The following is a 24548-nucleotide window of genomic DNA, read 5'->3' as shown; positions in this document are numbered from 1 at the left end:
GCCCCCATGAAGATCACCGACGTCGAAGTGCGCTGCTGCCGGCGCGCGCCGGACGCCTTCGACACCAGCGCGTTCCGCACCGGCGATTTCGCCGCCTTCCAGTTCCTGGTCGTCACGCTGAAAACCGACACCGGCCACCAGGCCTCGACCTTCGGCTTCGCGGGCCGCTCGGCCGAAGGCGCGGGCAAGCTCATCGCCGACACGCTGCGCCCCTTCATGATCGGCCGCGACCCGCGCGACCGCGAGAAGGCTTGGCACGAGTTCCGCACCGCCGACCGCTGGTGGGGCCACCTGCCGATCTACGCCTACGGCCCCTTCGACACCTGCCAGTGGCTGCTTTCGGCCGAGGCCGCCGGCCAGCCGCTCTACAAATATCTGGGCGCCTACCGCGACAGCGTCCCGGTCTATGGCAGCTCCATGATCCTGAAGGAGCCGGCCGACTACGCCCGCGAGGCGCTGCGCGCCAAGGCGGAGGGGCTGAAGGCCTACAAGCTGCACACCCCCGGCGCCGACATCGCCGAGGACCTGGAGGCGCACCGCCTCGTGCGCGAGGCCGTCGGCCCCGACTTCACGCTGATGTCGGACCCGGTCTCGACCTACAATCTCGAACAGGCGATCCGCTTCGGCCGGGCGCTGGAAAAGCTCGACTACTACTGGTTCGAGGAGCCGCTCTACGACGAGGACGTGCATCAGCTGCGCGATCTCGCCCGCACGCTCGAAATCCCGCTGGTCGGCACGGAGGTGCTGGCCAAGCACCCCTACAGCATCGCCGAATGCATCGCGACGCGCGTGGTCGACCGCGTCCGCGCCGACGTGTCGTGGACGGGCGGCGTCACCGGCGTGATGAAGACGGCCCGGCTCGCCGAGGCCTTCGGGGTGAACTGCGAGATCCACACCTCGATCTTCCATCCGGCCGAGATCGTGAACCTCCACTGCTGCGCGGCCGTGAAGAACTGCGATTTCTTCGAGCTGCTCTACCCGGTCGAGGGCTTCGCGTTCGGCCTCGCCGAGCCGCTGCCGATCCAGAACGGCATGGCGATGCTGCCGACCAAGCCCGGCCTCGGCGTCGAGCTCGACTGGGCGGACATCGACCGCTGCACCGTCGCGATCGTCTGAGGGCGGAGCCGAATAACCAGAATGCCCCTCATCCTGAGGAGCATCGCCCCTTGGCGATGCGTCTCGAAGGACGAGGGACTCCAGTACGTGACCAGGGTCGAGCGTTCTGGATCCCTCGTCCTTCGAGACGCCATGCTGTCGCATGGCTCCTCAGGATGAGGGCGTTCAGCGAGCGATCTCCCAGCAGCAAGGAGCCCACCATGCGCGCGCTTTCCATCGACCGCCCCGGCGAGGTCTCCTTCGTTGACCTCCCGCGCCCCGAACCACGCGAGGGCGAGATCGGTGTCCGCGTCTCGTTCATCGGCTATTGCGGCTCGGACCTGAACAGCTTCCGCGGGGTCAACCCGCTTGTGTCCTATCCGCGCGTGCCCGGCCACGAGATCGCGGGTGTGATCGAGGCCCTAGGGGAGGGCGTTCCCGCCGGCTTCAGGGTTGGCCAGCAGGTCTGCGTGCTGCCCTATTTCAACTGCGGCCAGTGCAACGCTTGCCGGATGGGCCGGCCCAACGCCTGCAAGCACAACCAGACCATGGGCGTCCAGCGCGAGGGCGCGCTCACCGAGTTCGTCTGCGTGCCGCACGGCAAGGTCATCCCGGTGGACGGCCTCGCGCTGCGCGATCTGGCGCTGATCGAGCCCTTGGCCGTCGGCTTCCACGCCGTCCGGCGGGCGGAGCTGCAAGCCGGCGAGCGCGTCGTGGTGCTGGGCTGCGGCGTGATCGGCCTCGGCGCGGTGCTCGGCGCCGTCTCGGCCGGCGCGCGCGTGATCGCGGTGGACCTCGCCGCCGGCAAGCTCGAGCAGGCGCGCGGGCTCGGCGCCGAGGATGTCATCGACGCCTCCAGCCGAGACGTGGCCGCCGAGGTCGCGAGGCTCACCGGCGATGACGGGCCCTCGGTGGTGATCGAGGCCGTCGGCGCTGACGTCACGTTCCGGCAGGCCGTGGATCTCGTCGGCTCCTGCGGGCGGGTGGTCTATGTCGGCTACGCCAAATACCCGGTCACCTACGAGACCCGCTTCTTCCTCATGAAGGAGATGGATATCCGCGGTTCGCGCGGCTCCACGCTCGCGGATTTCGCCGACGTCATCGCGGTGCTCCAGGCCCGCCCCGAAATCGGCGACCTCATCGTCTCCCGCACCGCCAGCTTCGCCGAGGCCGGCGACGCCATGCGCGACTGGGACGCCGATCCCGGCGCCTTCACGAAGATTATGATCGCCGTGCAGCACCCCTTGGAGCAGCCCGCATGAGCGCCCCCGCCGCAGACCCCATCCGCGCCGCCTTCGGCCTCGACGGCCGCCACGCCCTCGTCACCGGCGGCGGCAGTGGGCTTGGCCTCGCGATCGCGCGCTGCTTCCTGCTGGCCGGCGCCAGGGTGACGATCGTGGGCACGAGCGAGGCGAAGCTCGCGGCCGCGTGCGCGGAACTCGGGCCGGACACGGCCGGCCTCGCGTTCGACGTCACGAAGGTGGACGAAGCCGAGCGCTTCGCCGCCCGGGTCCGCGAGGCCCGCGGCGCGGTCGACATCCTGGTCAACAACGCCGGCAGCACCGTCAAGAAGCCGATCGACCAGATGACGCCCGCCGAGTTCCAGTCCGTGCTGGACGTCCACGTCTCCGGCGCCTTCGCGCTCACGCGCGCCTTCCTGCCGCAGATCGAGGCCGGACGGGGCTCGGTCCTGTTCACGGCCTCGATGAGCTCGTTCCTGGGGATCCCCAACGTCTCCGGCTATTCAGCCTCCAAGGCCGCCCATGTGGGGATGATCCGGGCGCTCGCCACCGAGCTCGCGCCGCGCGGCGTGCGCGTCAACGGCGTCGCGCCGGGGTGGATCGACACGCCGCTCTTCCGCGGCGCCACCGCGAACGATCCGGCCCGCCGGGCCAAGATCGACGGCCGCATCCCGATGGGCCGGCTCGGCCAGCCCGAGGACATCGGCTGGGCGATGACCTACCTGGCCTCCGCCGCCGCCAACTACGTCACCGGCCATATCACGGTGGTCGACGGCGGCGCGCTGCACGCCTTCTAGCGCGCCTGCCGGGCCTTAGGCCGGCAGCACGATCACTTTGGTCTTCACCGGCGTGCGATTGTACAGGTCGATCATGTCCTGGCTGAGCAGGCCCGTGCAGCCGCTCGTCAGGTTGGTGCCGATCGTCTCCGGGGCGCTGCTCGCGTAGATCGTGTACAGCGTGTACTTGCCGTTCTGGTAGAGGTGGAGCGCCCGCGCGCCGAGCGGGTTTTCCAGGCCGCCCGGCATGCCGCGCGCGTATTTCGCGGCCTCGGGCTGGCGCTTGATCATTTCGGCCGGCGGCGTCCAGGTCGGCCATTCGGACTTGCGCCCCACATAGGCCTCGCCGCTCCAAAGGAAGCCCGAGCGGCCCACATTTGCGCCGTAGCGCGTCGCGTTTCCATCGCCCTCGATGCGATAGACATAGTAGTTCGCGGGGTCGACCACGATCGTGCCGGGCGCTTCCTTGCTCTCGTAGCGCACCGTGCGGCGGAAATACTTCGGGTCGACCTGGCTGAGATCCACGGCCGGGATCGGGAACTTCTCGTTCGGCATGGGGCCGTACATCAGCGCCGCCTCGGCGCGGCTCAGACCGTCCGTGGTGGCGCATCCCGCCAGCCCGAGCGCGCCCATGCTGACGGCCGAGCCGATCAGAAACGAGCGCCGGCTCAGAGCCTCCGAACCAGGCTGAAGCCGGGCGTTGCCGATCGCCGCATGCGCGTCCGCGTTCCTGCCGTTCATGATCATCTCGCTACAACGCCCCTCTGCCATCACCCGACCAAACGCCATGCGGGTGAACAACTGCTGAACAACTCGCTGGCCGCAACTTGCCGTCGTCGTCCCGGATTGGCAAGGTTGCACGCGCCGCGCTGATCACGTTTGCGTAAGCGTGGGGCCCATTTTCCCGCTTCGGTTGCGCCGTGCGCCCGGCTTTGAGCTAGGCTCAGCGCGCGGCGTCCTGGCCGCATACGGAGCGACTGGCCGCCCATGCAGCCGCCGGCCTCCGCAAGGGAGGATGGAATCCATGAAGAATGCAAGACTGGCGCTCGGCGCCGCCGCGGCGCTCTGTGTCCTGGCCGGCCCGGCCGCGGCGCAGAACGCGAACCCGATGACCTTCTTCGTCACCAGCGCGGGCGTCGGCAAGGGCGGCGACCTGGGCGGCCTCGCGGGCGCGGACCAGCATTGCCAGACGCTCGCGGCCTCCGCCGGAGCGGGCTCGCGCACCTGGCGCGCCTATCTGAGCACGCAGGGCGCTGGAGCCGTGAACGCGCGCGACCGCATTGGGGCCGGGCCCTGGGTCAACGCGAAGGGCGAGACCATCGCCAAGTCGGTCGAGGACCTGCACGGCCCCAACGCGCTCACCAAGCAGACCGCCCTCACCGAAAAGGGCGAGATCGTGAAGGGCCGCGGCGACCAGCCCAACACGCATGACGTTCTCACCGGCTCCACGCCGGACGGCAAGGCCTTCACGGGCGACGCCGACATGACCTGCCGCAACTGGACCAGCAGCACGGCCGGCTCCGCCATGGTGGGCCATTCCGACCGCACCGGCCTCGACGACAGCGCGCCCGCCAAGTCCTGGAACTCGTCCCACCCCTCGCGCGGCCCCGGCGGCGGCTGCACGCAGGACGACCTCAAGAGCACCGGCGGCGCCGGCCTGCTCTACTGCTTCGCGGCCAACTGAGTGCATCGGCGCCTGCCGAGGCGCGCCGGGCGCGCGATGTGGAACCCTCTCCCGCGCAGCGGGGGAGGGCAGGGAGGGGGCGGTCGAGCGCTGGCCATTTCGTTTCCGGCGCTCAGCCGCCCCCTCCGTCGGCTTGCGCCGGCATCTCCCCCGCTGCGCGGGAGACAGTTCGCGCCCTGGCGGTAGCGAGCCTTACGCACCACCTCGAACTTGGTCATTGACGCCGACCCCGAAGATCGCATCAGTTTCGGTGCGAAATTGGGTTGATCGGACCTGAACGGCATGGCTTAAGCGACGCCGTTTATGAACCCGTGAGAACGGCAAGTCGCCCGGATGGCGGCGGGAGCCTGGCTTTCACCACGGCACAATGATCGGCGCTTGAACGCCGCAGAGGAGGAAACGATGAAGCAGATTGCAGGCGCCCTGGTCCTGTCCGCCGCCTTGATGGCGCCCGCTCACGCGCAAAGCATCAAGCTGATCAGCGTCGGCGAGCTCTCCGGCCCCGGCGCGACCGTGGGGACGAATTTCAAGAACTCGGCCGACCTCGCGATCGCGGAGATCAACGCCAAGGGCGGCATCCTCGGGCGCAAGATCGAGGTCACGCATTACGATTCGCAGAGCAACCCGGGCGTCGCCCGCGCGCTGGTGCAGAAGGCGCTGGACGAGAACCCCTATGCGCTTCTGGGCCCGGGCTATTCGGGCTCCGTGAAGGTCACGGCCCCACTGGCCGCGCAGGCCGGCGTCGCGCAGGTGATGGGCGGCGAGGCCGCCGAACTCACTCAGCTGGGCTTCGGCACGCTGTTCCGCACCAGCTTCGGCCAGCAATCCTCCATGCCCAAGATCGCCAAGTACCTGGCCGAGGACGTGAAGGCCAAGAGCGTCGCGCTCGTCTGGGTCAACAACGACTTCGGCAAGGGCGGCCGCGACATGGTCACCAAGGAGCTCACCGCCCGCGGCGTCAAGATCGTGGCGGACCTCTCCACCGAGGCCGGCCAGGCGGATTTCGCCGCCGACGTCGTGAAGGTCAAGAACAGCAACCCGGACGCCGTGTTCGTCTACCTCAACGAGGAGGAGAGCGCCCGCGCCCTCAAGGAGCTGCGTCGCCAGAACGTCACCGCGCCGCTGGTGGGCGAAACCACGCTGCTCGGCCAGAAGGTGATCGAGCTCGCGGGCGAAGCCGCCAACGGCGCGCGCGGCCATGTCGGCCTCACGGTCGACGCCCCGCTTCCCGCGCTGCAGGAATATGGCAAGCGCTTCCAGGCGAAGTACAACTACGTGCCGGATCACAACGGCATCAAGGGCTACCTCGGCGTCTACATGATCAAGGCCGCCACCGAGAAGATGGGCAAGGTCGACCCGAAGGGCCTGCCCGAGGCGCTGAAGGGCCTCACAATCTCGGCCGCCGCCGAGCCCGGCATCCTGATGGACCTCACCATCGACAAGAACGGCGACCTCGACCGCGAAAGCTTCATGGGCGAGGTGGTCAACGGCAAGCAGGTCATCAAGACCGTGCTGCCGAAGATGAACAAGTAAGGGATGACCAAGTGCGGTCCCGGGCTTTGTTTCGGGGCCGCTCCCTCATCCTGAGGAGCAGGCCCGCTTGGGCCTGCGTCTCGAAGGACGCGGGACTCCGGAATGCCTGAAGGGTCGCCGTCATCCCCGGCGCGCCGTAGGCGCGGGAAGGGGATCCAGAGCCGCCGCGCTCACTCCTGGATCCCCTTCCCGGCGCTCCGCGCCGCCGGGGATGACAGATAGAGTATGACCGGGATCGACGGACCATTCTCGCCGTCTTTTCGAGCGCAGCGAAGCAATCCAGTCTAAAGCCCGGCAATTAGACTGGATTGCTTCGCCTCCAGCTCGCAATGACGGCGGGGCTCACTGACGCCACACACGGACGCAGCATGGCGAACATGATCAACCTCCTGATGGCGGGGCTGGCGACCGGCGCGATCTACGCGCTGGTGGCGATCGGCTTCACGCTGCTGTGGCAGACGTCGCAGACCATCAATTTCGCGCAGGGCGAATTCGTGATGCTGCCGGCCTTCTTCGTGCTGGCTGCGTTGAACCTGAAGGCGCCGCTGTGGCTGGCGCTGCTGATCGGGCTCGGCGCCTCCATGCTGGTGCTCGGCGCGTTGTTCAAGCGCGCCGTCGTGGACCCGATGCTGCGCCACGGCGTGCTGCCGCTCGCGATCTGCACCATGGCGCTGTCGATTTTCCTCAAGGAAGGCGTCAAGGAAAGCTACAGCGCCGAGGCGTCGCCCTTTCCGTCCTTCGTCCCCGGCGGCAACGTTTCGCTCCTGGGCGCGCAGATCTCCCTCCAGAGCGTCTCGATCTTCTTGTTCGCGCTCGTGGTCGTGTTCGCCCTGCAGGCGTTCCTGATGCGCACCTCCACGGGCCGTCAGATGCAGGCCACGGCGCAGAACTCCTCGGTGGCGCGCCTCCTTGGCATCCCGGTGGAGCGGATGATCCTCTACACGTTCCTGATCAACGCCGGCCTCGTCGCGCTGGCGTCGTTTCTGGTGAGCCCCGTCTACCTCGCCAAGTTCTCGTCCGGCGAGACGCTGGGGCTCGCGGCCTTCATCGCCGCCATCGTGGGCGGCTTCAACCAGATTCGCGGCGCCATCGCGGGCGGGCTGCTGCTCGGCGTGGTCGACAATTTCGCCGCCGCCTATGTGTCCACGCAGTATCGCGGCGCGGTGCCGCTGTTTCTGCTGATCGCCGTGATCCTGTTCCGGCCGCAGGGCCTCTTTGGCCGCGCCGAGGAGCGCACCGTCTGATGGGCGCGAACGCCGCCACGCTGCGCGCCGCCGCCCTGGCGGCCGGGTTGCTGTTCCTGCTGCTCGTCCCGCTCGGACTCAGCCGCTACGGCGTCTACATCATGAGCCTCTGGGCCGTGATGACCATCGCCGCCATGGGGCTGAACCTGACGCTCGGCTATGCCGGGCAGGTCTCGCTCGCGCAGGGCGCCTTCGTGGGCATTGGCGCCTATGCGGTCGCGATCCTGTCCACCAACGGCATGCCGTTCATCGTGCCGTTGGTGGTCGCGGTCGGCCTCAGCTTCGCGATCGGCTGGCTGCTGGGTTACCCGGCGCTGAGGGTGCAGCACCACTATCTGGCCTTCGTGACGCTGGCCTTCTCGACGCTGGTCTATCTCGTGTTCCGCAACGAGGAATGGCTCACCAAGGGCATCTACGGGATCATGGGTTTCAAGCGCCCCACCATCTTCGGAATCTCCACCGCAACCCCGCTGGCCTTCTACTATTTCTGCCTCGCGATGCTGGCGATCGCCACCGCGTTCCTGGCCTGGATCGTCCGCTCGCCCTGGGGCCGCGCCTTCGTGGCGCTGCGCGAGAACCCCGTGCGGGCATTGTCGCTGGGCGTCGACACCCGCCGATACACCTTGATGGCCTTTGCGATCGGGTCCGCGATGGGCGGCTTCGCGGGCGCGGTCTACGCCCCGCTGGTGGAGTTCGTGGACCCGACGCCCTTCACGCTGGCGCTGTCGCTGAACATCCTCATGATGGTGATCGTCGGTGGCTCGGGCTTCTTTTTCGGCCCCTTCCTGGGCGCCGCCATCGCGGTGCTGCTGCCCGAGTGGCTGCGCTTCGCCCATGGGTGGTACCTCGTCATCTACGCCGCCTTCGTGATGGGGCTGCTGATCTATTCGCCCACCGGCCTGCTCGGCGTCGCCGACCGCTGGGTCGCGAACCGCAAGACCCGCCGCGCCAGCGCCGAGCGCGCCGCCGCGAGCGCGACGCTCGACGCGCCCGCGCTCAGCCCGGAGAAGCCGTGATGGCCGGCCCCATCCTGGAAGTGCGCGACATCCGCAAGCGCTTCGGTGGCATCACGGCCGTGGACGGCGTCTCGTTCGAGGTGCGCGAGGGCGAGATCCTCGGCATCATCGGCCCCAATGGCTGCGGCAAGTCCACGCTGTTCAACTGCATCCTCGGCCAGCTGAAGCCCACCGAGGGGCAGGTGGTGCTGGACGGCCAGGACGTCACCGGCCTGCGCCCGTCCGAGATCAACCGGCGCGGGGTGAGCCGCACCTTCCAGCTGCTGCAGGTGTTCCCGCAGCTCTCCGTGCGCGAGAACCTCATCCTGGCCGGCCAGGAGCACAAGGGCTCCATGGCGTCGCGCCTGTTCGGCAAGCGCGACGTCGGCCTCACGCCCGACGCCGACCGGATGATCGCGTTCTTTCGCCTCGGCCATCTCGCCGACGAGAAAGCCGGCGGTCTCAGCTACGGTCAGCAGAAGCTGCTGGACGCCGCCATGGCGTTCATGGCCGGCCCCCGCATGGTGCTGCTGGACGAGCCGGCCGGCGGGGTCAACCTCACCATGCTGGGCCACCTGGAAGAGCGCCTGCGCGCCATCAACCTCGAGCAGGGCGCCACATTCGTGGTGATCGAGCACAACATGGACTTCGTGATGCGCCTGTGCACCCGCGTGGTGGTGCTGGCCGAAGGCCGCAAGATTGCCGAGGGCACGCCCGCCGAGGTGCGCGCCAACCAAACCGTCATCGACGCCTATCTGGGCCACTGAGGAGCCAGCATGTCCGGTTCGATTGCGGATGAGCCCGTGTTGCGCGTGAAGGACATCGTCGCCGGCTATGGCGAGATGACGATCCTCAACGGCACGAGTTTCGACGTCCGCCCCGGCACGATCACGACCGTGATCGGCCCCAACGGCGCCGGCAAGTCCACGGTGTTCAAGACCATCTTCGGTATGCTGAAGGCGCGCAGCGGCTCGGTGACCTTCAAGGGGCAGGACATCACCAATGCGACGCCGCGGCGCTTGCTATCGCTCGGCCTCTGCTACGTCCCGCAGGGACGCAACATCTTCCCGGAGCTCAGCGTCCGGCACAATCTGGAGCTCGGCGGCGTCTCGGCCGGCGTGGGCGTCGACGTCCCGGCGCGTGTCGAGGCGCTGATGGAGCGCTTCCCAATGCTGCGCAAAAAGGCCGCCCAGCAAGCCTCGACGCTGTCGGGCGGCGAGCAGAAGCTGCTCGAGATCGCCCGCTCGCTGCTGCTCGATCCGCAACTGATGCTCGTGGACGAGCCCTCCATCGGCCTCTCGCCCCTGATGGTCCAGGAGGTGTTCGGCATCCTCAAGGACCTGCGCCAGAAGGGCGTCTCGGTGCTGATGATCGAGCAGAACGCCCGCTCGGCGCTGGAGATCTCGGACGACGGCCTCGTGCTGGAGCTCGGCCGCACCCGCATGCAGGACGACGCCGCCAGGCTGCTCGCCGACCCGCGCGTCGGCCAGCTCTTCCTCGGCGGCGTGGTGGGCGACGCCGCCTAGGGCGTCATCCCGCCAAGTGGTGGATACCGGTCGGCGGAAAAAGATGATGCCTGGCCAGAAAGCTAGAGCCGACGTCACTCCAGCCCGCGAAGCTTGCACGTAATCACATTGCCAACCCGGCTTTAGGTTGTGATGATCCTCCCAGGCGCTCGCGCCGTTTCGAGGGAGGATATCCAATGAGAATCGTACTCGCGCTTGCCGTTCTGGCGATCGGCGCCGGCGGCGCGCTGGCCCAGACGGCGGCTGCTCCCGCCATGCCGGCCTCGTCCTGCAAGGCCCAGGCGACCGAAAAGAAGCTCGCCGGCGCGGCGATGAACAGCTTCATGAAAAAGTGCCAGACGGACGCCGCCAAGGCCTGCGACATGTCCGCTAGCGAAAAGAAGCTCGCCGGCGCGGCCAAGAACAGCTTCACCAAGAAGTGCGTCACCGACTCGGTGGGCACCTAATCTCCGTCGCGCGCGGCGGGCCAACCCCGCCGCGCTTCTGTTGGGTTGTTGCCCCACCACCACGCCCCTCACAGGATGAGGGGCATGGGTGGGGCCGCGAGACGGACGGCGCCAAAGGCTCAGTGCAGGCGCGCCGACTTCAGGTATCGCTGCCGGTCGGCCGATTTCAGCGTGACGTCGAACACGTCGCCCTCGCGGTCCAGCGTCAGCGGCACGTCGACGCCGGCCGGGCCCAGCGCCCAGACCTGCCGGAAAAAGGTCGCGAGGTCTTTCACAGGCTTGCCCGCCACCGCCAGCACGGCGTCGCCCTCGTTGAGGCCGGCGCGCCGGGCCGGGCCGTCGCCCGCAACCCCCAGCAGCACGATGCGCTCGTCCGTCTCGGCCGCGTAGAGGCCCAGCCACGGCCGCGGCGGCGCGGAGGGGCGGCCGAGCTGCAGCATGTCGTCCAGGATGGGCGGCAAAAGCTCGATCGGCACCACCATGTTGAGCGGCGCCACGCGCCCGCGGCCGACCGGGTGCTGCACCTGCAGCGAGCCGACGCCCAACAGCGCGCCGTCCTCGCCGATCATCGCGGCCCCGCCCCAATGCGGGTGCGCGGGCGACGTGAACACCGCCTTGTCGAGCACGTATTCCCAGTAGCCGGCGAATTCCTGCAGGCCGACCACATGGGCCGACACCGCCTTGGTCCGTCCGCCCGCGCCCGCCACCACCACGCGGTCGCCGGTGGCGAGCTTGCGCGAGTCGCCCAGCGGCATCGCGGGCGCGTTCAGCCGGCCCAGCGTCTGCACCAGCCCGAGCCCGGTGGTCTGGTCATACGCCACCACGTGCCCGGGCGCGACCTGGCCGGTGTTGGTGGTGAGCCACACCTCCTCGGCCTCCGTGATCAGGTAGCCGATGGTGAGCACGAGCCCGTCCTCGCGGATCACCACGCCGTTGCCGGCGCGCTCCGAGCCCAGCGTCTCGGCCGTGAATGCATCCTCGGGCACGCGCGACGTCACCGCCACCACGCTGGAGAGGGTGCGGTCGAGGTCGAATCCAAAATCCCCCGCCTGGGGCTGCTCGTCGGCGGGCACCTTCCAGTCGGTTGTCATCGGGAGTCCTTTCGGTCGAGACGATTGCTACGGTTCAAGTCCGGGATTGGATCGAGGTTCCGCCCGCCCGGCAAGCCCCCGCGCTGCGTCTGTCCGTCGCTCCCGACGCGGGGCTCGCGCAGCGGCCGGCTGAGAAAGCGCGAGCCCGCCAGCGCGAAGCGCCAGGGCGTCTCCACACCCTTGGTGATGCCGATGCGCGGCCCCGCCAGCACGGCAGTCGGCGCGTCCGGCGGCAGCAGGCGAAACGGAGGCGCGCTTACCGGCAGCCCGTCATGCGCCCGCGTCACGCCAAGCGCCTGGCAGAGCCGCCCCGGCCCGGCGCATAACAGGCGCGGATCCGTGAGCCCGCGCCGCTCCCGCATGGCGTCCAGCCCGGACACAGGCTCGATCGCCCGCAGCAGCACGGCCGCCCCGGTGGGGCCGGGCCCGCACACGATGTTGAAGCACCAGTGCATGCCGTAGCTGCGATACACATAGGCGCGCCCCGGCGGCCCGAACATCGCGCCGTTGCGCGGCGTTTCCCCGCGAAAGCTGTGCGAGGCGGGGTCGTCCCGGTCATAAGCCTCCGTCTCGACGATCACCCCGCCGACGCCGTCCACCAGCAGCGTCGCGCCGATCAGCGCGCGCGCCACTGTCTCGGCGTCGCGGGCGAAAAACGCCTCGTCGATCATGCGGTGGCCTCCGCTCCGGCGCCAACCGCCGCGCCGGCCCCGACGGCCGCGATTGCGGCCTTCATGGCGGCCAGCGCGGGCGGCGGCGCGCTGAGGTCGCGCACTCCGAGCCGCAGCCAGGTTTCGGCCAGCGCCGGATCCGCCGCCAGCGCGCCGCACAGCGCCACGTCGACGCCCAGCGCGGCCCCGTGCGCGACCACGCGCTCCACGACGGCGCACAGCACCCGCGAGGGCGTCGCCGAAGCCGCCATCCGGGGCTCGCCGAGCGCCGCCGCGAGATCGCCGAGCCCGATCGACAGGCGCTCCACGCCCAATCCGGCCCCATGCTCCAGCGCCCCGGCGGTCTCGACCATCGCGCCCAGCCTTGGTGTCCCGAACGGGCGCCCGGCGCGCCGCAACGCCTCCGTCGCACCCGCGATCGCGGCCCGGATCGCCGCGACATCGGCGGGGCTCTCCACCATGGGCAGCACGATCGTGAGATCGCCCACCGCGCCCGCCCGCAGAAGCGCCCGCAATTGCACGCCGAGAATGTCGGGATGCGCCAGCCCGAAGGCGACGCCACGCAGCGCGCCCGCATCCACGCCCGGCAGCGTCTTTCCCTCGCCCGGGTCGAACAACCGGATCGCGACGGGCCGATCCCCGGCCCATTGCAGCAGGATCCTGTAAGTCGCGAACTGCCCTTCCTCGCCCGGCAGCGCGGCGCGGTTGGCGAACAGCATCTCGGTGCGCACGAGCCCGATCCCGTCCGCATGCGCGGGGTCGATCGTGCGCAGCTGCGACAACTGGTCGATCACGAGCCGCACCCGCACGCGACGCCCGTCCGCCGTCACCGCGGGCATCGGCAGCAGCGCGGCGTCCCGCGCCCGCTGCTCCCGCCAGGCGTGGGCGCGTTGCGTGAAGTCCGCCGCCGTCGCGGCGCTCGGCCGGCGCACGAGCCGCCCCTCCACGGCGTCCAGCAAGGCTTCGCCCCCGAGCGCATCCAGATCGAAGTCGGGTTCGCGCGCGAGCCGGATCACCAGCGGCCAGCCGCGCTCCTGCGCCATCACGGCGACGTGGCTGGTGGCCGAGCCGCGCAGCAGCGCCAGGCCGGCCGGGTTCCTGTCGGAAAGCGCCACGCATTCGGCCGGCGTGAGGTCCACCCCGACGATCACCGCGCCCTCGGGCGCGTCCAGCACGGCTGGCCGCACCCGCGCGGGATTGTCCTCGCCGTCGCCGATTTCGCCGCCCACCACGAATAGCGGCCCACGCCCGAAACCGGGCGCCGCCGCCTGCCCTCGCCACACCGTTTCGCCGCCGCCGTCGCTCATTCCAGAGAAATAGGAAGCCGAACGTCATTTCGCGAGTGGCCAAGCCGCAGCCGCAGCTGCGCCGCGGCAGCAGTCCTCCCCTCTCTCCGGAACGGGGAGAGGGCTGGGGTGAGGGTGGTCCCGCCACTCCCCTCATCCGGCGCTGAGCGCCACCTTCTTTCCGTGCCGCGGAGAAGGCGCGAGAGCGCCTCACCCCACCTTCTCGCGCCCGTCCTGGAGCCAGGCCAGCAGCTTGCGCGCGCGGGCGCGTTGGCCGGCCGGGGTTGCGGCGTCGATGGGCCAGACGAGGCGGCCGTTCTTCCAGTCCGGGCCTTCCTTGATGCGGTCGAGCACCTTGGCGACCCAGGCTGGCGGTTCGTCGCCGGTGCGAAATGACGCCGCGATCGCCTGGGGCCCCATGTCCAGGCGGCCTATGTCGAGCGCCCGGCACGCGACCGCCAGGCGGGCGCGCTCCAGCAGGCGCTCCACCGTTTCGGGCGGGTCGCCGAAGCGGTCCGCGATCTCGTCCGAAAGCGCCGCGAGGTCAGCCTCGCCACGGGCGCGCACCAGCCGGACATAGAGCTCCAGCCGCACATCAGGCTCCGGGATGTAGTCCACCGGGATCGCGCCCGGGTCCGCCATGCCGATCGCCGGCGTCCAGTCCTCCTCGACCGGTTCGCCGCGCGCCGCCAGCACGGCCCGCTCCAGGAGGTCCTGGTACAGCGCGGCGCCGATCAGCCGCATGTGGCCGCTCTGGTCCTCGCCCAGCAGGTCGCCCGCCCCGCGCTGGTCGAGGTCGCGGGCGCTGATCGCGAAACCGGCGCCCAGCCGGTCCAGCGCCGCCAGGGTTTCCAGCCGCTTGCGCGCGCCGGCGCCCAGCTTGTGCCGCGGGTCGGTGGCCATCACGAACACGCCGCGCCGGCGGCCCCGCCCGACGCGCCCGCGCAGCTGGTGCAGTTGCGCCAGCCCGAAGCGATCCGGCCGCCACACCACCATCGTGTTGGCGTTGGGGATGTCGAGCCCGCTTTCCACGATGTTGGTGGCCAGCAGCACGTCGCCGCCGCCGTCCGAGAACCGGATCAGCGCCTCGTCGATCTCGGCCGGCTTTTGCTTGCCGTGCGCCACCAGCACGGTGGCCTCCGGCCAGATCTCGGCCAGTCGCACCCGCATGGGCTCGATGTCCTCCACGCGCGGGCACACCACGAAGCTCTGCCCGTCGCGCCGGCGCTCGCGCAGTAGCGCGTCGTGGATCGCGGTCTCGTCGAAGGGCTGGATCACGGCCCGCACCGGCACGCGGGCGGCCGGCGGCGTCGCGATCACGCTCAGCGACCGCAGCCCCGCCATGGCGGATTGCAGCGTGCGCGGGATCGGCGTCGCCGTCATGGTGAGCACGTGGACGTTCTCGCCCAGCGCCGCCAACGCCGCCTTGTGGCGCGAGCCGAAGCGCTGCTCCTCGTCGATGATCAGCAGGCCGAGATCCGCGAACACGACGTCCTTGGCCGCAAGCGCGTGCGTACCGATCACGACCCGGACGGAGCCGTCCGCCAGGCCCTGCTTCACCTCCCGCGCTTCGGCCGGGCTGGTGAAGCGCGACAGGCCCGCCACCCGCACGCCCATGCGGGCGAAGCGCCGCGTGAACTCGGTCAGGTGCTGGCGCGCCAGCACGGTGGTGGGCGCCGCCACCGCCACCTGCTTGCCGGCGAGCGCGGCAGCCGCGGCGGCCCGCAACGCCACCTCGGTCTTGCCGAAGCCCACGTCGCCGCACACCAGCCGGTTCATGGGGCGGCCGGATGCGAGATCGGCCAGCGCCTCCTCGATGGCGCGCGACTGGTCGGGCGTCTCCGGATAGGGAAAGCCGGCCGCGAAGCGCTCATAGGCGGCGCGGGGCGGAACCAGCTTGTCGGCGGTCCTGGCGGCGCGCTCCAGCGCGAGCGCGGCGATGCGCGCGGCGGTGTCGTGGATCTGCGCCTCGATCTCGGCGCGGCGCTTCTCCCAGGCCTCGCCGCCAAGCCGGTCCAGCGACACGGTGTCGGGGTCCGAGCCATAGCGCCAGAGCCGCCCGGCCTCGTCGGCCGGAACCAGCAGGATCTTGTTGTCCGCGAAGCGCAGGCGGATCGTCTCGGTCGCGCCGGCGCCGGGCGTCTCGACGGTTTCGACGTCCTCCAGCACCGCCAGGCCGTGGTCGCGGTGCACCACCACGTCGCCGCAGCGCAGGTCCGGTCCCGCCAGCACGGCCGCGCTCGCGGCGGCCTGCGCGGCGACCCGCGCGCGGCTGCCGTAGAGGTCCGCGGCCGTCAGCACCGTCAGGGGCGGATCGGCGAGCCGGAAACCCTTGTCGGCCGGGATGCTCGCCAGCACGATCTCGCCCGGGTCGGCCGTGCGCACCGCCTCCCAGGAGGGCGCCACCTGCGCTTCGACGTCCAGCGCCGTGGCCGCAAGCCGGCGCAGGTCCCGCAGCCAGGTGCGCGACGGCGCGGCGAGCGCCACCGTGCGGCCAGCCTCGCGCTCCGCCCGCAGGAACCGGGCGGCGCTTTCCTCCGGCAGGCGCTGGCCGGCGAAGTTCGGGGTGGCGCTGTCGGCCTCCGGGGTGAACGCCAGCACGGTGGCGCGTTCGGCCAGCGCCTCCCAGGCGTCTGCGCCAAGGAAGAGGCCGGCCCCGGGACGCGCGCCGCCCTCGGCGACCAGTTCCAGAAAGGCTTCGGCCCGGCCGGGCGCCTCGGGCGAGAGCAACACACGGGCGTCGTCCAGCAGTGCGAGCGGCGCGGCGAGCTCGGGATGGGCCGCGAGCACCCGCTGGGCGAAGCTGTCGCGGGCTGACTCGCCGGCGTCGGTCTCGCCTTCCTCCCCGGCATCCGCGCGCAGAGCCGCGAGGGTGAAATCCTCGCTGGCCGCCACTAGCGTGACGGCCGCCAGCTTTTCCAGGGTGCGCTGGCTCACGGGGTCGAACCGCCGGATCTCGGTAATGCGCCCGTCCTCGTGATCGAGCCGCACGGGCCGGCCGGCGTCCGCCGGGAAGATGTCGACCACGCCACCCCGGATGCCGAACTCGCCGGGCTCGTCGATGCGCTCGTCGCTCCAGTAGCCGCGACGCTCGAGTTCGGGCCGCAACGCCTCGGGGTCGATGGCGTCGCCGGCCCGCAGGGTCAGCTCGCCGTCGCGCCACGCCGCCAGCGGCGGCACACGCTGCAGCATCGCCTCCGCGGTGGTCACCACCAGCGCGCGCTCGACGCCCTGCGCCAACCGCCCGAGTACGGCGGCGCGCCGGCCCATCACGGCGGCGGAGGGCGGCGCGAGGTCGAAGGGCAGGCTGTCCCAGGCGGGCCACCGCAGCACCGGCTGCTCCACCGCGAGCGCTTCGGCCAGGCGCCCGACCTCCTCGGCCTGCCGCTCGCTTCCGGCGACGAACAGCACGCCGCCGGGGTGATCGCCTGCGGCGTCCAGCAACGCCAGCGCGAGCGCGGCCGGCTGGGGCGGAACAGAGAGCGCCGCCGCGGCGTCCGAAGCGGCGGCGGTTTCGGGAGCGGAGGCTTCGAGAGCGGCGGATTGGGAAGCGGTGGTTTGCAAAGCGGTCATGGGGCGGGGCAAATCCAACGGCGGATCACCTCCGCCAAGGCGTCCTCAACGGGCGCCGACGCGATGGGTTGCGCGACCGGGGCCTCACGGTCCAAATAGTCGCAAGCCGCCCGCACGGGCGCCCGCCGCAACCGTTTCGACGAGACGCCCCACCGCCATGCAGATTACCGAAAGCCCTTGCGTCCAGATTTGCGTGATGGACGCCGACGCCGGGCTCTGCGTCGGCTGCGGCCGCACCATCGAGGAGATCGGGCGCTGGGCCGCGATGGAATCCGCGGAGCGCCGCGCCATCATGGACATCCTGCCAGCCCGCCTCGCCGCCGCCGACCTGCCGCCGCTCCCCCGCCCGGCGCGCACCGGCCGCCGCCGCCAGCGCGAAAGGGCCTGATCTCGAAGCGTCTTTCGGTCGAGCGGCGCGTTGGCGCTGGTTCGCAGCGTTCAACGGAGATCCGCATGTCCGACGATTACCTCGTGAAGCCCGGCAAAAAGGCCAAGCTGGACGACCGCGATCCCGCCGACATCTCCGGCCTCAAGGACGAGGAGACCGCGAAAGCCACCCTCGCGGACGACATCGTGGCGATCGACAAGCTGCAGGACCGGCTCTACGCCGAGGGCAAGCGCGCGTTGCTGGTGATCCTGCAGGGCATGGACACCTCCGGCAAGGACGGCACCGTGCGGGGCGTCTTCAACCAGACCGGCCCGCTCGGCGTCTCGGTGACGGCCTTCAAGCGCCCCAGCGAGGAAGAGCTCGCGCACGACTTCCTATGGCGCGCCCACATGGCGGCCCCCAAGCGCGGCACCATCGGCATCTTCAACCGCTCGCACTACGAGGACGTGCTGGTCGTGAAGGTGCACAAGCTCGTGGGCGCCAAGGAGATCGAGACCCGCTACGACCAGATCAACGCATTCGAGAAGATCCTCACCGACAACGGCGTCACCATCCTGAAATTCATGCTGCACATCTCCAAGAAGGAGCAGCGCGAACGCCTGCAGGAACGTCTCGACGACCCCAAGAAGCACTGGAAGTTCAACCCCGGCGACCTCGACGACCGCAAGCTCTGGGATGACTTCCAGGACGCCTACGCGACCATGCTGGAACGCTGCTCCACCGACCACGCGCCCTGGCGGGTGATCCCGGCCGACAAGAAATGGGCCCGCAACGCCGTCATTGCCTCCGTGGTCCGCAAGACGCTGGAAGACCTGGACCCGCAATACCCCAAGGTCACCTGGGACCCGAAAAGCTTCCGGGTGGAGTGAGGGGCCTGCCACCCTCCCTCGAGGGGGAGGGTCGCCGCGCAGCGGCGGGGTGGGGTGAAGCCCGGCGAAAAGCTCTCCGGTTGAGCCATCCTCCCCGTCATTGCGAGGAGCGCAGCGACGAAGCAATCCAGGCGCCCGGCGCTAAAGCGCCATCCTCAACAAAGCGCCCCCCGCCCAGTCTCTGGATTGCTTCGCTGCGCTCGCAATGACGGCAGGGTGGCGTTGTGAAAACGCTTCTCAGCCTTCCACTTCCTCGCGCAGCATCTCCAGCCGCAGCCATTCCTCCTCGGCGTGCGCGAGGTCGGCCTGCGCCTTGGCGGCGGCGGCCGAGAGCTTCCCGAAGGCCGCGGGGTCGCGGGTGTAGAGGGCGGGGTCGGCCATGCGCTCCTGGAGGCGCGCGATCTCGGCCGTGAGCTTGTCCATCGTGGCCGGCAGCGTTTCCAGCGCGTGCTTGTCCTTGAAGGTGAGCTTGCGCCGCGCTGCCGGGGCGGCCTCGGGCGCGCGCTCCTTCTTGGGCGCCGCAGGCCCGGCCGCGACCGCGCGGGCCGTCACGCCCTCGCCGCGCTGGATCACCATGTCGGAGTAGCCGCCCGCGTATTCCTGCCAGCGACCCTCGCCCTCCGAGACGATCACCGAGGTGGCGACGCGGTCCAGGAAGTCGCGGTCATGGCTCACCAGCAGCACCGTGCCGGGATAGTCGGCCAGCATCTCCTGCAAGAGGTCCAGCGTCTCGAGGTCGAGGTCGTTGGTGGGCTCGTCCAGCACCAGCAGGTTGGAGGGTTGCGCCAGCGCGCGGGCCAGCGTCAGGCGGCCGCGCTCGCCGCCCGACAGCACGCCCACGGGCGTGCGCGCCTGCTCGGGCGAGAACAGAAAGTCCTTCATGTAGCTGACGACGTGCTTGGGCTGGCCGCCCACCATGATGCTGTCGCCACGCCCGCTGGTGAGCGCCTCCGAGAGGCTCCAGGTCGGGTCGAGGCTGTCGCGGCCCTGCTCCAGCATCACCATCTGGATGTTGGCCCCGAGCCGCACCGTGCCGGCGTCGGGCGCGAGCTCGCCGATCAGCATCTTCAACAGCGTGGTCTTGCCCGCGCCGTTGGGGCCGATGAAGCCGACGCGGTCGCCGCGCAGGATGCGGGTGGAGAACTCGCGCACGATCGGCCGGTCGCCATAGGACTTCGCCGCCCCGATCGCCTCGATCACGAGCTTGCCGGAGAGATCCGCGTCGCTCACCGTCAGCCGCACGCCGCCGGCCGCCTTGCGCCGGTCGCCGCGCTCCTGGCGCAGCTCGCCGAGCTCGGCCATGCGCCGGACGTTGCGCTTGCGCCGCGCCGTGACGCCGTAGCGCACCCAGTGCTCCTCGGCGACGATGCGCCGGTCGAGCTTGTGCGCCTCCTGCTCCTCCTGCTCCAGCACCTCGTCGCGCCAGCTCTCGAAATGGGCGAAGCTCTTCTCCATCCGCCGCGTCCGGCCGCGATCGAGCCACACGGTGGCGCGCGACAGCGTTTCCAGGAAGCGCCGGTCATGGCTGATCAGCACCATCGCCGAGCGCATGGAGCGGATCTCGTTCTCCAGCCATTCGATGGCGGGCAGGTCGAGATGGTTGGTGGGCTCGTCCAGCAGCAGGATGTCGGGCTCGGGCGCCAGCACCCTGGCCAGCGCGGCGCGGCGGCCCTCGCCGCCCGACAGGGTCCGTGGATCCTCCTCGCCGGTCAGCCCGAGCTCGTTCAGCAGGTACTGCGCCCGGTACGGGTCGTCGCTGGGGCCAAGCCCGGCCTCCACATACGCGAGCGTGGTCTTGTGGTCGCCGAGGTCCGGCTCCTGCGGCAGGTAGCGGACCGTCGCGCCGGGCTGCACGAAGCGCACGCCCTTGTCGGCCTCCACCGAGCCGGCCGCGATCTTCAGCAGCGTGGACTTGCCCGAGCCGTTGCGGCCGACGAGGCACAGCCGCTCGCCGGGCGACACGGAGAGTTCGGCGCTTTCGATCAGCGGCGTGCCGCCAAAGGTCAGCGCGATGTCTTGCAGAAGCAGAAGGGGTGGAGCCGCCATGCGCCGACATCGCAGATCAACCGCCGGGGCGCAAGGCGCGCCGCCGCGCGGCTCCTCATCGGAGGGCTCCGATACCCTCTAGCCAAAGGTCACAATTGTCGCTTCACTGTCATGCACAACCAATAAGCGTCCCCGGCGAGCGCCGAAGGAGAACGTGATGGGAGGAAGCGGCATGGCGGCGACCGATAGTGGTCGCTCGGCGACCAGTTCGGGTCGCCCGGCGATCGCGCACGATCGCCCCGCCATCGAGGTCGAGCGCCTGTCGGCCGGCTACGGCGCGACCACGATCCTGCATGGCGTCGACCTTTCGGTCGCGCCCGGCGAGTTCATCGCCATCCTGGGCTCGTCCGGTTGCGGCAAGACCACGCTGCTGCGCACCATCGCGGGCTTCCAGCCCTCCAAGGGCGGCGCGATCCGCCTGTTCGGCCAGGATGTCGCCGGCCTGCCGCCCGAAAAGCGCGGCGTCGCGATGGTGTTCCAGAGCTACGCGCTGTGGCCGCATATGACGGTGCTCGGCAACATGGGCTACGGCCTCAAGCTGCGCGGCGTTGGCAAGCCCGAGATCCGCAGGCGCGTCGGCGACCTCCTCGCCATGCTGAACCTCGCCGGGCTGGAGGACCGCAACGTCAAGGACCTGTCCGGCGGCCAGCGCCAGCGCGTCGCGCTCGGCCGGGCGCTCGCGATCGACCCGGCCCTGCTGCTGCTCGACGAGCCGCTCTCCAATCTCGACGCCAAGGTGCGCCTGCAGCTGCGCTACGAGATCAAGGCCTTGCAGAAACGCCTCGGTTTCGCGGCCATCCACGTCACGCATGACCGCGAGGAGGCCATGACGATGGCGGACCGCGTCGTCATCATGGACGCCGGCCGCATCGCCCAGATCGGCCCGCCCGAGGAGATCTACCACCACCCGGCCTCGCCCTTCGTGGCGGCCTTCCTCGGCGCCGAGAACCGCATCGACCTCGACGTCCAGGCCGGCCCCGATGGCGCGCTCGGCCTTCAGGCCGCCGGCATGCCCGCCCCTGCGCCCTGGACCGGCCCGGCCGCCGGCGCGCCGCCGCACGGCGCCGTCACGGCCTTCTTCCGCGAGGAGGGCGCCTCCCTCACCGCGCCGGACGCCACGCCGGCCGACAGCATCGTGTTGCCCGGCGTGGTGTCGACCCGCGCCTATCCGGGCGGCCACTACCGCTACGGCGTCGAGGCTGGCGGGCGTCACCTGAGCGTCAAGGACGCCGGCTACCACGAGCTTGGCGCGCCCGTCGGCGTGCGCCTGCCCCTCGCCAATCTGCACATTTTCCCGGCCGCGCGAGCGTGAGCCGGTTTTCTGGAGGACACCCCATGCGCACCGCTTTCGCCGCCCTCGCCATCACGGCCGCGCTTGGCGCGCCGGCCTCCGCCCAGACGCTGAACGTCGCCACGGCGGGCGACCAGAACATGGTCGACTACATCAAGGACTATCTCGGGCCGATGTTCGAGAAGTCGCATCCCGGCGTGAAGGTCGTGGCGGTCGGCACCGGCCCGGGCGATAGCGGCTCGCAGAAGATCTTCGAGAAGCTCAGCGCCCAGAAGGCCGCCAACACGGCCGCGTGGGACTTCGACGTGGTGGTGATCCACCAGAAGATGGCCGGCGACATGGCCAGGGACGCCCTGCTGATGAAGTACCGCGGCGACATCAAGACCGGCTCGCTGGTGACGCGCGAAACCGCCGAGAACTCGCTCGGCGCGGACGTCTCCGGCTACGTCATGCCGATGTTCCACTCGCAGACCGCGATCGCCTACAACGCCGACATGGTGAAGGACGTCCCCAACACCTATCCGGAGCTGGCCGCCTGGGCCAAGAAGAACCCCAAGCAGTTCGGCTACAACGGCATCAAGGGCGGCATGTCGGGCGTCGCCTTCGTGGCCGGCTGGGTCTACGCCTTCGGTCAGGACGGCGACAAGCTGATGAAGGGCCCATACGACGCCGCCACGAAAGCCGGCTGGGACAAGGCGCTCGCCGACCTCAAGGACTTCAACAAGAACGTCGTGATCACGCCCGGCAACGCCGGCACGCTCGACATGCTCAACCGCGGCGAGATCGCGATGGGCCCGGTCTGGGTCGACATGTTCTACACCTGGCAGAACGACGGAAAGCTGCCGCCGAACATGAAGCTGAAGCTCGTCGCCCCCGGCATGCCCGGCCAGCCCATGTACTACGCGGTGCCGGCCAAGGCCGCGCAGGCCAAGCTCGCCGAGGAGTTCATCGCGCTGGCCACCAGCCCGGACGTGCAGGCGCAGGGCATCGTCAAGAAGTTCAACTGGTACCCAGGCATCGACGCCCAGCACCTCGAGGGCAAGCTCGACAAGGCCGATTGGCAGAAGCTCTTCACCGACATCACCCCCGCCGACCTCGCCAGCAAGGGCAAGCCCTTCCCGATCGCGCCCTACTTCAACGACATCCTGGAAAGCTACGAAAAGAAGGTCGCCAACTGAGCGCCCCGCGGTTCCCGGCGGTGACAACCTCCGGTCGCCAAACCCTCCCCCGTCATTGCGAGGAGCGCAGCGACGAAGCAATTCAGGCGCCGGGCGAAAGGCGCGCCGTGAACGCCAGCCCCACGCCCAGCCTCCGACTGGATTGCTTCGCTCCGCTCGCAATGACGGGAGGTTTACCCGGGCTTCTTTGCGCCATGGCCGGCTCAATGCTGCGTCATCCCCGAACGGCGCGGAGCGCCACCCTCCCCCTCAAGGGGAGGGTTGGGCGTGGAGACAGCCCGCCTGTCGATGTTCTCACGCCGTCATCCCCGGCGACCTGCGGAGCAGGTCGGGAAGGGGATCCAGGGGCAAAGGCGCTCACCCCCTGGATCCCCTTCCCGGCGCTGCGCGCCGCCGGGGATGACGGAGAGAGTTGAGCCAAACATGACGATCCGCCCCACGCCCAGCCCCAGACCGGATTGCTTCGCTTCGCTCGCAATGACGGAGGAGGGCTCCAGGGGAATCGTCTTGCCGCCGCCTCTCCCCCGTCATTGCGAGGAGCGCAGCGACGCGGCAATCCAGGCGCGGGGCGAAAAGCGGGCTGCTGAAGCGAGCCTCCCGCCCAGCCCCAGACTGGATTGCTTCGCTCCGCTCGCAATGACGGGAGGGTGGCACGGCCGCTCCACCTCCTCGCCGTCATCCCCGGGCTTGACCCGGGGATCCACGCGCTGGGGTCCCGCGTGGATGGCCGGGACAAGCCCGGCCATGACGGACCAGGATGCGAGGCCAGGTAGGATGAAATGACCGAATCCCGCCTTCTCGCCCTTGGCCTCGTCGCCCCCGCGCTCGCTCTGGTGGCGGCGTTGTTTTTGTACCCGCTCGGCTTCTCGCTCGTCGCCGCCTTCACCAAGGACGGCGCGCTCAGCCTCGCGCATTTCGGCAAGGCGTTCGAGCTCTACTCGGTCGACATCGTCTACACGCTGTTCATCGTGCTGCTGTCGGGCGTGCTGACCGCCCTGGCCGCCATTGCGATCGCCGGGATGCTGACGCTGGGCGAGACCCCGTGGGCGGTGGCGGTGCTGAAGGCGCTCTATCGCTGGCCGCTGTTCATCCCGTTCATCGTCGCCGGCCAGTGCATGCGCACCTTCCTGGCCAAGAACGGCCTGATGAACAACAGCTTCGTCGCGATGGGGATCATCGAGCCCCTCCAGGCGACGAGCCTGCTCGACTGGCGCGGCATCGTGATCACCTTCGTGTGGAAGCAGGCGCCCTTCGTCACGCTGCTGCTCGCCGGCGCGATGGCGTCGCTGGATCGCTCCACCATCGAGGCCGGCCGCAATCTCGGCGCCGGGCGCCTGCGCGTGCTGTTCGAGATTGTGCTCCCGCAGGTGATGCCGACGCTGCTGGTCGCGCTGGTGCTGTCCTTCGTCACCACCATGTCGGTGCTTTCGGTGCCCATGATGGTGGCGGGCTCGCAGCCCACCATGATGACGGTCGACATGGCGTTCCGCATCAACGCCTATGGGGACTACCCGGTCGCCAACGCGCTGGGGGTGATCTCCTACGCGATCACCGGGCTGGCGGCCTGGTTCTACCTGCGCCAGTCGATCCGCCGGGAGGTCGCCGCGTGACCACG

General features: G+C 70.0%; 21 protein-coding genes. 15 read left to right on the top strand and 6 right to left on the bottom strand.

Translation table 11 applies throughout. The features are described 5' to 3' along the window. Positions 1–6: 6 nt before the first annotated feature. The 3 genes from AC1DSZ_RS04935 to AC1DSZ_RS04925 all read left to right on the top strand — a co-directional run bounded on the left by AC1DSZ_RS04935 (position 7) and on the right by AC1DSZ_RS04925 (position 3133). On the top strand, positions 7–1116 hold the full coding sequence (locus tag AC1DSZ_RS04935) for an enolase C-terminal domain-like protein (RefSeq protein WP_476837261.1): 1110 nt from the start codon (positions 7–9) through the stop codon (positions 1114–1116). A 200-nt stretch (positions 1117–1316) separates the two neighbouring features. Beyond that, the gene (locus tag AC1DSZ_RS04930; RefSeq protein ID WP_476837260.1) at positions 1317–2357 is read left to right on the top strand and encodes a zinc-binding alcohol dehydrogenase family protein; all 1041 of its coding nucleotides are present in this window, start codon (positions 1317–1319) and stop codon (positions 2355–2357) included. Then, on the top strand, positions 2354–3133 hold the full coding sequence (locus tag AC1DSZ_RS04925) for an SDR family NAD(P)-dependent oxidoreductase (protein WP_476837259.1): 780 nt from the start codon (positions 2354–2356) through the stop codon (positions 3131–3133). The genes AC1DSZ_RS04930 and AC1DSZ_RS04925 overlap by 4 nt, the downstream gene beginning before the upstream one ends. Before the next feature lie 15 nt (positions 3134–3148). On the opposite strand, the gene AC1DSZ_RS04920 is transcribed toward AC1DSZ_RS04925, so the two are convergent. Continuing rightward, positions 3149–3859: a L,D-transpeptidase gene (locus AC1DSZ_RS04920; protein ID WP_476837258.1), complete on the bottom strand. Its 711-nt coding sequence runs from the start codon at positions 3857–3859 to the stop codon at positions 3149–3151. Positions 3860–4136: 277 nt separating this feature from the next. Between AC1DSZ_RS04920 and AC1DSZ_RS04915 the strand changes: the two genes are divergently transcribed. The 7 genes from AC1DSZ_RS04915 to AC1DSZ_RS04885 all read left to right on the top strand — a co-directional run bounded on the left by AC1DSZ_RS04915 (position 4137) and on the right by AC1DSZ_RS04885 (position 10540). Continuing rightward, the gene (locus AC1DSZ_RS04915) at positions 4137–4796 is read left to right on the top strand and encodes a lectin (RefSeq protein WP_476837257.1); all 660 of its coding nucleotides are present in this window, start codon (positions 4137–4139) and stop codon (positions 4794–4796) included. Between the two features lie 402 nt (positions 4797–5198). Next, a complete protein-coding gene (locus AC1DSZ_RS04910) occupies positions 5199–6329 on the top strand; it encodes an ABC transporter substrate-binding protein (RefSeq protein ID WP_476837256.1) in 1131 nt (376 codons plus the stop codon). A gap of 368 nt (positions 6330–6697) precedes the next feature. Beyond that, on the top strand, positions 6698–7573 hold the full coding sequence (locus AC1DSZ_RS04905; protein WP_476837255.1) for a branched-chain amino acid ABC transporter permease: 876 nt from the start codon (positions 6698–6700) through the stop codon (positions 7571–7573). Beyond that, positions 7573–8589 carry a branched-chain amino acid ABC transporter permease gene (locus AC1DSZ_RS04900; RefSeq protein ID WP_476837254.1) on the top strand — a complete coding sequence of 339 codons (1017 nt, stop codon included), beginning with the start codon at positions 7573–7575 and terminating at the stop codon, positions 8587–8589. Before AC1DSZ_RS04905 ends, AC1DSZ_RS04900 begins: the two co-directional genes overlap by 1 nt. Continuing rightward, complete coding sequence (locus tag AC1DSZ_RS04895; protein WP_476837253.1) at positions 8589–9335, top strand: ABC transporter ATP-binding protein; 747 nt, start codon at positions 8589–8591, stop codon at positions 9333–9335. Before AC1DSZ_RS04900 ends, AC1DSZ_RS04895 begins: the two co-directional genes overlap by 1 nt. A 9-nt stretch (positions 9336–9344) precedes the next feature. Beyond that, a complete protein-coding gene (locus tag AC1DSZ_RS04890; protein ID WP_476837252.1) occupies positions 9345–10094 on the top strand; it encodes an ABC transporter ATP-binding protein in 750 nt (249 codons plus the stop codon). A 176-nt stretch (positions 10095–10270) separates the two neighbouring features. After that, a complete protein-coding gene (locus AC1DSZ_RS04885; RefSeq protein ID WP_188515891.1) occupies positions 10271–10540 on the top strand; it encodes a hypothetical protein in 270 nt (89 codons plus the stop codon). Positions 10541–10659: 119 nt separating this feature from the next. On the opposite strand, the gene AC1DSZ_RS04880 is transcribed toward AC1DSZ_RS04885, so the two are convergent. From AC1DSZ_RS04880 to AC1DSZ_RS04865, 4 genes are all read right to left on the bottom strand, one after another. Continuing rightward, a complete protein-coding gene (locus AC1DSZ_RS04880; protein ID WP_476837251.1) occupies positions 10660–11631 on the bottom strand; it encodes a S1C family serine protease in 972 nt (323 codons plus the stop codon). Further along, complete coding sequence (locus AC1DSZ_RS04875; RefSeq protein WP_476837250.1) at positions 11628–12302, bottom strand: DNA-3-methyladenine glycosylase; 675 nt, start codon at positions 12300–12302, stop codon at positions 11628–11630. Before AC1DSZ_RS04875 ends, AC1DSZ_RS04880 begins: the two co-directional genes overlap by 4 nt. Continuing rightward, entirely contained in the window at positions 12299–13609 is a 1311-nt protein-coding gene (locus tag AC1DSZ_RS04870; RefSeq protein ID WP_476837249.1) for a putative PEP-binding protein, read from the bottom strand. Before AC1DSZ_RS04870 ends, AC1DSZ_RS04875 begins: the two co-directional genes overlap by 4 nt. Before the next feature lie 189 nt (positions 13610–13798). Continuing rightward, positions 13799–17161, bottom strand: a complete 3363-nt coding sequence (locus tag AC1DSZ_RS04865) for a DEAD/DEAH box helicase (RefSeq protein ID WP_476837248.1) — start codon at positions 17159–17161, stop codon at positions 13799–13801. Positions 17162–17357: 196 nt separating this feature from the next. On the opposite strand from AC1DSZ_RS04865, the gene AC1DSZ_RS04860 reads away from it, so the two are divergent. Continuing rightward, complete coding sequence (locus AC1DSZ_RS04860) at positions 17358–17549, top strand: DUF1289 domain-containing protein (RefSeq protein WP_476837247.1); 192 nt, start codon at positions 17358–17360, stop codon at positions 17547–17549. Between the two features lie 65 nt (positions 17550–17614). Further along, a complete protein-coding gene (locus tag AC1DSZ_RS04855) occupies positions 17615–18418 on the top strand; it encodes a PPK2 family polyphosphate kinase (protein ID WP_476837246.1) in 804 nt (267 codons plus the stop codon). Between the two features lie 237 nt (positions 18419–18655). Here AC1DSZ_RS04855 and AC1DSZ_RS04850 read toward each other — a convergent pair whose 3' ends face one another. Continuing rightward, complete coding sequence (locus AC1DSZ_RS04850; protein ID WP_476837245.1) at positions 18656–20464, bottom strand: ABC-F family ATP-binding cassette domain-containing protein; 1809 nt, start codon at positions 20462–20464, stop codon at positions 18656–18658. Positions 20465–20636: 172 nt separating this feature from the next. Between AC1DSZ_RS04850 and AC1DSZ_RS04845 the strand changes: the two genes are divergently transcribed. From AC1DSZ_RS04845 to AC1DSZ_RS04835, 3 genes are all read left to right on the top strand, one after another. After that, the gene (locus AC1DSZ_RS04845; RefSeq protein WP_476837244.1) at positions 20637–21776 is read left to right on the top strand and encodes an ABC transporter ATP-binding protein; all 1140 of its coding nucleotides are present in this window, start codon (positions 20637–20639) and stop codon (positions 21774–21776) included. Between the two features lie 23 nt (positions 21777–21799). Continuing rightward, positions 21800–22933, top strand: a complete 1134-nt coding sequence (locus AC1DSZ_RS04840) for an ABC transporter substrate-binding protein (protein ID WP_476837243.1) — start codon at positions 21800–21802, stop codon at positions 22931–22933. A 779-nt stretch (positions 22934–23712) separates the two neighbouring features. Further along, on the top strand, positions 23713–24543 hold the full coding sequence (locus tag AC1DSZ_RS04835) for an ABC transporter permease (RefSeq protein ID WP_476837242.1): 831 nt from the start codon (positions 23713–23715) through the stop codon (positions 24541–24543). Positions 24544–24548 lie beyond the last annotated feature (5 nt).

It is taken from the genome of Alsobacter sp. P4_H11, from assembly GCF_056400925.1.
This window is presented reverse-complemented; position numbering and strand designations above follow the sequence as displayed.